We start from the raw sequence: 9,412 nt of genomic DNA, 5'->3' as shown, positions 1-9,412 counted from the left end.
TTTCTGAGCCTCTTCTTCTGTGGGCTTTGAGTTCACAAATTCTGTCAGCATTTCTGTTACTTTCTCTTCGTCCAGTTCTCCTACTGCCCGGGTCAATTCATTCAGGTCAATCATGCCGTTCCCTCCTAAAATTAATAAATTTGTATATACATGTTACATAACTAGTATATACCGATTAGTATGGAATGTCAAGAAAAAACTATACTAATTGTATTTAATATAAAACTACAATTATACTGAAAATTATATTGAAAACTTAAGATAAAATACTTATATAATGCATTTATAGAATTTAAATTAAAACAACATGAAAAACATCTCTTCATACATTTGCAGTTTTTGGGCAATTACAGGCTCGAGATCTGCAGGTATCTCTGGGTGTTCGGCCTTATATTCTTCCCAAGTCTTGTAGTATTTTGATTTAAATGGCTTTATATCGCCAGTTTCTATAAACTTTTTGCCCGCATTTTCATCACAGTCAGCAGGTTCACCAGCATTGCTGTAATAAGAATTTTCAGCTACATATCTGGTCACCGCTTCATAGTTTTCCACATTAGCGGTATCAAGTGAAATGAGACTCTTGTCAAAATCAAAATAATATCTTCCTCCGGGAGCCATAATGTCGAGTAATTCTTTTGCTTTATCTATGCATTGCTGTTTTGTAGCAGTTTTAAGGTATGTCATAGGATACAGACCTGAAAGGATATGCCTTTTACCGAGTTTTTGTTTAACAAGTTTGGGATCTCCAAACTCAAAAGCTATTCTTGTGTTTTCAGGCAGTTCGTATAAATAGTCCAGATATCTCATCCAGTTATGCTCACAAAACATGAATACCGGCTGGCCAACATCCGCTAAAGCCTGCACCGTCCTGGAAAATGTGGGCCAGTATAGCTTTTCGAAGTCGCTTTCCCTTAGGAATGTGGCCATATGAAGGGGCATGAATGTCTGACCGTATTTTGAAGGGACCGGAGGAATTGCTCTTTTCAATGTGAGAGGCAATAACGCTTCGCACGCTTCGGCTACTTTTTCGGGGCACCTTCTGACGTCCATGGATATGCCTTTGAAACCTCTGAGAACATCCGCGATAAAGTCAAAAGGAGCCAGCGCCATCCCGACGGATTCGGGAGGAGTCACATAAAAGCCGTACTTTTCGCTCAATTTAGCATCAATTTTTGCATATTCATCCATTGAATCAAAAAATGCTTTTGCTGCTTTGGCAAAGACAAGCGAACGTGTCACAGGATCAGTATCTAGTTCGGGATAGGTTCTGGGCAAAGCTTTTTCCATTATAAAATCGTAGGGGTTTTTTATAAGTTCATCATACTCATCCGCTTCCATTACTGTAACTTCTGGATGCTGGATAAACCCGTCGGATCCCATGACGGAAAACTTTGAACCCAATATCTGTAGAGGAGCAGGAAATCTTGTAAACCCGAAGGGATAACCGTCGGAACCTGTGATCTGGCAGGCTCTATCCATGGCTTCTTCAACGCCTTCCATGGTCCATTGAGTCTTTGCCAGGGGGAGGCCGGCATATTGAATGCAAAATTCCACGCCCATGTTTGCATTAACGGGAACCCTTTTGGGTATCTTGCCGTCATACAGGTCATGAAAAAGCTTCGTTCTTTCTTGCTGCAACAACTTGACATCAGACATATTATCACCTTCACATTTTATTAAAATCTCACTTTATTTCAGGTGTATTGGCCTGATGCAAAACACTACAAATTTTCAAAAACGCATGTATCTTTAAATTGTTTGCTCTTACACAAGGAGACTATAATTCCGTTGAATACGATTTCCCCAAGACTTTGAAACTTCAACGCATCGAAATCCAACACCTCAAGATCCGTCGTGCCTACAGAATATGTAGCAGCAAATCCCTATCGATGCGTACTTATCCTGTATTCAATTTATTCAGGTCAATCATGCTCTTATCCCCACTCCCCGCCTCCTCTAAAATTAATAATATTCTGGGCAAACACTGAGGTCAAGATCTGCTTGCATTTTCACCTTCGTTTTCAACAAAATTCTTTTGAAAGGAAAGGATAGAAACAGAGGATATGTATATACATGTTCTATCTCCAGTATAGACCAGTGAGCAGAAAATGTCAAGCATTTATGGAAAAATGCAAAATTAACTTTTTAATGAAAGCGACATATATTCAAAGTAGTATATAATTAGCTCGATCCAACGGGTAAGCAAAAAATCGGATATCATTGAAAAATAATTGGAATAATGATATCATTAAAACATAAGGGATAAGAGAACACAAAAAGGGTTATTGAGGATGGAATTTTCATAACCAGATCAGCAGATTCTTCATATATTTCGAAATATTCGAGTGTTTTTTATGGAGAGGGGAGGAAGAAAACGTGAGAAATCTCATAACACTGGATGATATGATTATAAAATCAGTGGAGGACCTGGACGAAGACAAGGTTATGAAGCTGGCCACCAGAGCGCTGAATTCAGGAATGGAACCGCTGGTGCTGTTGGACCTGGTAAAAGAAGGCGTAAAAAGAGTGGGGATATTATATGAAAATCAAAAGTACTTCATAGCCGATTTAATCATGGCCGGCATCATTTTCAAGGAAGTTCTTGAACTTGAAGAGGTAAAGCAGCAATTTTATTGTAACAGCAACAAAAAAATGGGGAAAATTATTATAGGGACAGTAAAGGGTGATTTGCACGATATAGGTAAGGATATCTTTAAAGGTATGATGGAAGCAAATGGATTTGAGACAATAGACCTGGGGGTAGATGTGACAAAAGAAAGGTTTTTGAAAGGAGCCATCGAATACAAACCTGATATCGTTGGCTTGAGTGGAGTGCTGACATCCACCATAGACTCTATGAAAGAGATTGTGGATGCTTTCGTAGATGCAGGCATAAGAAACAGAGTAAAAATAATTTTGGGCGGCAACTATTTGACAAAGGAATCCTGTGATTATATCGGCGCAGACTGTTTCACCAACGATGCTTCACTTGGCGTAAAACTTTGCAAAGAAATGCTCGGTAAAATATAAGGTGAGGAGTAACATATGGGAATTCCAATTTATATCAGAATAGCAGATGACATAAAAGAAAAAATAAATAGCGGTGAACTGAAACCCGGAGATGCTATTTATTCCGAAAATGCTTTATGCAGGGCATACAATGCAAGCCGCATGACTGTCAGGAGAGGCCTTGCACTGCTTGCCAATGAGGGCTATATTTATTCCATTCCGGGAAAAGGTAACTTTGTCCAGGAACCGGACCACAACACATACACCCTTTATTACAATGAGATGAAAAATTTCATCAGCAGTGTGGATAAGACAAAGTTACTGGAGGTCAATATAGTTTTGCCCAATTATAAGTTAATGAACAGCCTTCAAGTGAACCCAAATAAGAAGATTATCTCCATTCGCAGGCTTTTTTTCACCGAAGGAGAACCTGTAGCTTATGATGTGAAATACTTGCCCTACTACAAAGGAATGCCGATTGTTGAAAAAGAGATCCACTATGCCACGTTTCCTGAAATGGTGGCAAAGAGCACTTCACTTTTTGCAATAAAAAAACAACTGGTGATTTATGCCCAGATGCCAGACGAAGAGATAAAAAAACATCTCAATATTTACAACGAACAGCCTTTGATGGTAGTGGAACAAAAGCTGTACAACCGTGAAGATAAACCTATCGGCCTGGGGATAACCTATTTTAAAGCTGATTACTGTAAACTTTATGCTGAGTCATATTTTTCAGATATCAACTCGAATGAAAAATATAAAGATGAAGATGAAAAAAATTGAGGGGCTGGGCGAAATATTTATTTTCGCCCAGTCTCTCAGTTTTTTTTAATAAAATTCAAGTTTTTAAAATATTCTTGCTGAAAATTAGGGTTTGAGGCCAATTCCACGTGAGCGACCTTTTTTTGCAGCCTGACAGCCTTTTCTCGAACCTTCTGTGACAGCATAAATCTTTGAACGCCAGCTCCCGCTGCATTACCAATGGAGCGTGTTGGGACGCCGCAAAAAGAAGGAATCAGACCGATGTATTGCCCATTGCCGATGTCTATATAATTACCGAAAGCTCCGGCTATAAGGATCTCTTTAATATTTTCTGGGTTCAGGCCATATTCCTGTATGAGCAGCATACATCCTGTATATATGGCTGCTTTGGCCAACTGGACGGCACGTATATCCTTTTGAGAAATATATATTTTTTCAGCTTGTTGAGACTGTGTTTTGTCTGCGAGCACAAAACAGTTGACATCGTTGATTTTTTCCAGGCGATCCGCCAGATTCCTGTATTCCGGAAGACAGTTTTGAACATATTCTTTTCTACTCATCATCCTGCCTTTTTCATCAATGATGCCAGCTCTCAACATTTCCGCCACAGCATCTATTAATCCGGAACCGCAAATGCCCATGGGCTTTCTATTTCCTATAACCTTAAGGATGACATTTCCCCCAGAAAGCGACACCCTTTCTATAGCTCCCACGGTTCCCCTCATGCCAAAGCGGATTCCAGCTCCTTCCAGGGCGGGGCCGGCCGCAGTGGATGCTGCCAGCATCTTATCCTTGTTTCCCAGGACTATTTCGCCATTGGTCCCCAGATCCAGTATCAACCGGTGTTCAAGAAGCTCGTCTTCTGAAAGCGACAGCAGAACGGCTATGGTGTCCGCACCCACAAAGCCGCCGATGAGTGGCAAAAAATGCACCACAGCATTGGGATTTACCCACAGATTGAGCTGCTTTGCCCGAGCTACCACATCACTTTTAACTGTGCTGGTAAATGGGAATTTTCCCAGGTGCTCGGGATACAGGCCTAAAAAAAGATGCTGCATGGCCGAATTTCCGCAAAGGGCAATGTAATACACATCGTTTTTATTAATATTTTGCTCGGACACAGCCTGCTGAATCAACTGATTTATCGTAGATATTATCCTTTCCTGCAGTCTCGCTAAACCATCGGGATTGTTAACACAGGCAACGATTCTTGAAATGACGTCAGCACCTTCAGATACCTGTCCATTTAGTGCAGAATAAACCCCCACCCTTTTCCCGCTGTGGAGATTGTACATATACGCGGCCACTGTAGTGGTTCCCACATCTATGGCAAGACCGTACAAATCCTCGACGGTGTTATCGATATCCACATCTATTAAATTGTGTTCCCACAGTGTGAGTGTTATTCCGTCTATATCCTGCCTGTGGACCGTCTTGGAAAGCTTTTGAAGTAATTCCAGGGGTGGGGTGTTGATTTTGACATCCAGCGTTTCAGATATAGTTTCCCAATCTCCCGAACAGAGAGGCGTTGCAAGGGCTTTCTGTTTTATATATACTTTCTTTACAGCCGGATCAAAATCAACGGGGACTATATCACTGTCTGTCAAGATGTTTGCCTTTTTGCTTATCTGTTCTTCTTTTAGCAGCACTTCAAGCCCATCGCAGACTTTTTCCTGGCACGCCAGGACCGTTTTTGCTTGTCCGTTTTTGACTATATCCACTTTACACTTTCCGCAGGTCCCCTTGCCGCCGCAGACCAGGTCAAGGTAAAGACCAGCCCGGGCACAGGCAGCGGCGATAGTGGCACCGTCATCCATCAGAACCGTCTTGCCCTGGTTTGGAAAATGCACCCTTATATTTTCGGCCAAAATAATCTCTCCTTTCCATCGGTTTTTTTCATTTTATCAGACTTCGAGTAAGTCAAAACTTTAAATCTTTATTTCAAAAAACCCAGTTAGTAGATACAGTGATGCCCACGCTATCTTCGCCCTACCCTACCAAGACTGACAAGCTAATTATCGAAGGACAGTTATATGATAACGTTTGCTAAAGACAGATCTGCTTTCCCTCCTTTACCTGAAAATCTTAATCTCGACTGCATCCTTTGGATAAAGTAAAAAGAAGTGTCGATAATGGCTGTGTGTTTCTTTCTATGGTACACAGTTTAAGGTTGTTCAAAAAACAACCTTTCATTCTGACCAGCACAACCATTAATGTCTTCATTAGTAGTATAACAGGAGTATGGGCGGGATACAATGGGACAATTTAAGAAAGTGATTGGAAGATTTCTTGAAGTGTTTCAAGAAATCTTCCTTTAGACACCTTGTTGGCCGCTTTTTTCATCATGCTTATGATGACGACAGAATTGGTTCCCAGCGCATAAATTCTTACATCAGCCGGTAAAGTTCGATGATCTTAGCGCCTATTTGTGTGCCGTTTACTACCGTCACTATCATTTTTTATCTTTCTTACTCTCCAGTATTACCTTATGGTCGAGAAGTTTAACTTCCTTTATCACCGCATCTACAATTTTCTGCTCACCCAGAAGGTCATACATAAATACTCTGCCGTCCTGGGGCTCGATGTAAATCACATCTTCCATAATAGGTTTTTCCTCGCCATTTTCCAAAAGGAACACCTTAGACTCGCACATATCCCTCACCTCTGTCTTATTGTTTTTTCAATATTATCCTGTATCATCTTCCCCTTATTGCCTATATGTGCTTTTTTGCTTCCAAAAGATATAAGTTTGCAGCATTGAGCGAATCCGCTGCTTTTGATATCATCTCCGAAACCTTTGTTTTTCCGAGTTTTTCGGATTTGTCAGCCCATTCCCTGAAATTTTCTTCATGAGATTTGTTGTGCTCTATCCAATGGGCCAGAAGAATGCTCAGGGTTTCTATATCCTTATCCTGCTTCGACCCGTTCTCAAATGGATGATTGAGATCGTTCATAACTTTAACCTCCCTTCAAACATTGACTTGTCCGGAGTTTACTGTCATCTAATCTCTCATATCTTTTGGCAAAATAAAATTACGCTAAGTCTCCGGATTAGTTTAATCTAAACTTCATATGGGCTAAAAAACTCACTTGAAGTAAATTTCGTTTCATACACGTGCTTGACGCTAGGGAATAAACTTATGTCAGTGTGCGGTAAAAAGCATGCGCTGACGAATTCTTCCATATAAGTGGGGTCCGCACTGAGTTCGATATACGTTATCAAATCGGCGATCTGCCGCGCTTTCTGCCGGGCTTCATCGCTGATGAGACACAGATATGCTCCGGTAAGTGAGCTGTTTCCGATAAACTCGAATCTGGCCCGGTCAATATCGGGCAGCAAGCCTATTTGCACAGAGTTTTCAATGTCCAGATTCTGGCCTATCCCTCCTGCCACTATTACCTTTTTTATGTCTTCCATACTAAGCCCTACACTGTTGAGCAGAGTTCTTATTCCAGAATACACGGCACCTTTTGCCCTTAGGAAATTGTCAATGTCAATCTCGTTTATCACTATATCCCTGCCGTTTACTGTATCTTTTGCGGGAACAAGCAGATATTCGTAGCATCCTGCAGCCTGGTTAAACCGTATTCTACAGCTATTTGAAGACTGTTTTATTTTACCTTTTCCATCGATTATGCCAGAGAAAAACATCTGGGCGATCAAATCTATTATTCCCGAGCCGCATATTCCTGCAGGTTTTGCGTTTGCTACTGTATGGATACTGGGGATAAAAGTTTTTTCATGGATCTTAACCCCATCTATGGCGCCGGGAGCTGCCCTCATGCCGCAGCTGATATCTCCACCCTCAAAGGCCGGGCCTGCTGAGCAGGCACATGCCACCATCCATTCTCTGTTTCCCAGCACCAGTTCGCCATTTGTTCCCAGGTCTATAAACAGTGTAACTTCATCGCTATTCCAGAGCCCTGATGCCAAAACTCCAGAAACTATATCTCCGCCCACATAACTTGCCACATTGGGTAGAACGTAAACTGGAGCGTTTGGGTTGATATCGAGGGCTATGTCTTTTGCCCTGAAAACAGGGGAATTTCTGAATGCCGGAATATAAGGCTCAAGCCTTATGTTTTCTGCAGGTACGCCTAAGAAAAGATGGGTCATTGTGGTGTTGCCGGCAAAAACGGAACAGACTATATCCTCCGGCCTGCAATCCCTCTTTTCCATCATCCGTTCTATCAGTTTATTCACAGTGCCCTGCACTATGGCATCGTGAAGTCTTTCAAGGCCACCAGGCTTTGTGGAATGAATTATCCTGCTTATGACATCAGCCCCGTATTGCATTTGAAGGTTTCCGGAGTTTGCTGAGGCTTCAATCTCACCGGTATATAAATCAACGAGACAGGCAGCCACAGTTGTGGTGCCTATATCTACACAGAGGCCATATATCTTCCTTCCCTTCTGCATCGTTATGTCCATAATCTCATAGTTTTTCTCATCTTCACGAAGCACAAGATTCACATCAAAAGCGGCTTCCCTGATTACTCGCGGTATTTTTCTAAGCAGTTCCACAGAACAGTTCAGTCTCTTTGATTCCATCAAGGGGTTTAATTCTCTTATGATTCTCTCAAAATCTGGAATATTGTCATCCAGAGTAGGTTTTTTAATTTTCATTTCTACCGTTCTGAAGCTGTTTTGAATCCTTATACCGGAGTCTCTCAGTACATGAACAGCCTTTTTTACCCTTGATTTTTTTGTTGTATCTGATGTAATATCCTCAACTATTATATCGCCAGCACTGACGGTTTGTGCGAGTTCTACCGTCATGTCGCCTTCTACAGTCGTAAGGCAGGCAAGCCTTATCCCGCTTTCTTCTTCTTGCCGGCTAATAAGGTGTGAAGGTTGATAACGGTGTTCGCCTTCGATTACTTTTACCCTGCATTTTCCGCACAGGCCCTTTCCCCCACAGGGAGCGTCTAAGAATATACCGGCTTTCCGTACCGCATCCATGAGGTTGGTGCCCTTTTCCACTTCTACTGCCTTTCCCATGGGTTTAAAATAAAGCAAGCATGTTCGCATCTTGATTCCACCTTGAAATAAATTTTACAAGCCACTTTTTTAAGTGGCTTGCACAAGATTATAGGCTTTTTTCGTATGCTGTATTATCCATCAGATTGTCCAATTCTCCCATATCGTCAATTTTTACTTTAATCATCCAACCTTTATCATATGGGGATTCATTCACCAGTTCGGGACTGTCCTCCAGTTCCCCGTTAACTTCTATGACTTCACCGCTCAAAGGGGCATATAAGTCCGAAACCACTTTAGCAGACTCGACGCTTCCAAAAACTTCGCCTTGTTTTATTTTTTTGCCAGCATCAGGCAAATCCACATATAGGATTTCTCCCAGCTGGCCCTGGGCGTAGTTGGTAATGCCTATTGTGGCGACATCCCCTTCGACCTTTGCCCACGTATGCTTGGCATGGTATTTAATATTTGATGGAAATTCCATACTCTCCCTCCTACCTGTATTCTCAATTACTTTTCAAGGAAATTGGCAGAGCCAATTTCTACTATTCCCACGGCTTCCCACTTCCGTTATAGCATTGGGTCCATGGTCAGAGCTGGATGGCCAACTTTTGTCAAAAATTCCACAACAGTATCCGGATCTGTGCCGACAGTCTC

Annotated in this window: 9 protein-coding genes; 2 read left to right on the top strand and 7 right to left on the bottom strand. The window is 41.7% G+C overall.

Going from position 1 to position 9,412, the window contains the following annotated elements:
- Positions 1-297: 297 nt before the first annotated feature.
- A complete protein-coding gene (locus FWJ32_RS12835; protein ID WP_149546363.1) occupies positions 298-1,656 on the bottom strand; it encodes a uroporphyrinogen decarboxylase family protein in 1,359 nt (452 codons plus the stop codon).
- 720 nt (positions 1,657-2,376) lie between these two features.
- Between FWJ32_RS12835 and FWJ32_RS12830 the strand changes: the two genes are divergently transcribed.
- Both FWJ32_RS12830 and FWJ32_RS12825 read left to right on the top strand, forming a co-directional pair.
- Complete coding sequence (locus FWJ32_RS12830) at positions 2,377-3,030, top strand: cobalamin B12-binding domain-containing protein (protein WP_203227772.1); 654 nt, start codon at positions 2,377-2,379, stop codon at positions 3,028-3,030.
- A 15-nt stretch (positions 3,031-3,045) separates the two neighbouring features.
- Positions 3,046-3,795 (top strand): GntR family transcriptional regulator, encoded by a 750-nt coding sequence (locus FWJ32_RS12825; protein WP_149546362.1) that lies wholly within the window; start codon positions 3,046-3,048, stop codon positions 3,793-3,795.
- A 35-nt stretch (positions 3,796-3,830) separates the two neighbouring features.
- Here FWJ32_RS12825 and FWJ32_RS12820 read toward each other — a convergent pair whose 3' ends face one another.
- From FWJ32_RS12820 to FWJ32_RS13970, 6 genes are all read right to left on the bottom strand, one after another.
- Positions 3,831-5,642 (bottom strand): ASKHA domain-containing protein, encoded by a 1,812-nt coding sequence (locus FWJ32_RS12820; protein WP_203227771.1) that lies wholly within the window; start codon positions 5,640-5,642, stop codon positions 3,831-3,833.
- Between the two features lie 584 nt (positions 5,643-6,226).
- Complete coding sequence (locus tag FWJ32_RS12815; RefSeq protein WP_149546361.1) at positions 6,227-6,427, bottom strand: CooT family nickel-binding protein; 201 nt, start codon at positions 6,425-6,427, stop codon at positions 6,227-6,229.
- Between the two features lie 61 nt (positions 6,428-6,488).
- On the bottom strand, positions 6,489-6,728 hold the full coding sequence (locus FWJ32_RS12810) for a DUF8180 domain-containing protein (protein ID WP_149546360.1): 240 nt from the start codon (positions 6,726-6,728) through the stop codon (positions 6,489-6,491).
- A 107-nt stretch (positions 6,729-6,835) separates the two neighbouring features.
- On the bottom strand, positions 6,836-8,806 hold the full coding sequence (gene acsV / locus FWJ32_RS12805) for a corrinoid activation/regeneration protein AcsV (RefSeq protein ID WP_149546359.1): 1,971 nt from the start codon (positions 8,804-8,806) through the stop codon (positions 6,836-6,838).
- Between the two features lie 58 nt (positions 8,807-8,864).
- Positions 8,865-9,239, bottom strand: a complete 375-nt coding sequence (gcvH, locus tag FWJ32_RS12800) for a glycine cleavage system protein GcvH (protein ID WP_149546358.1) — start codon at positions 9,237-9,239, stop codon at positions 8,865-8,867.
- A gap of 86 nt (positions 9,240-9,325) precedes the next feature.
- A partial coding sequence (locus FWJ32_RS13970; RefSeq protein WP_420837953.1) for a hypothetical protein occupies positions 9,326-9,412 on the bottom strand: 87 nt, incomplete at its 5' end.

Origin of the sequence: Calorimonas adulescens (assembly GCF_008274215.1) — a bacterium.
Classification (GTDB): domain Bacteria; phylum Bacillota; class Thermoanaerobacteria; order Thermoanaerobacterales; family UBA4877; genus Calorimonas; species Calorimonas adulescens.
Note: the sequence above shows the minus strand (reverse complement) of the source record. Positions and strands in the feature narration are given on the sequence as shown.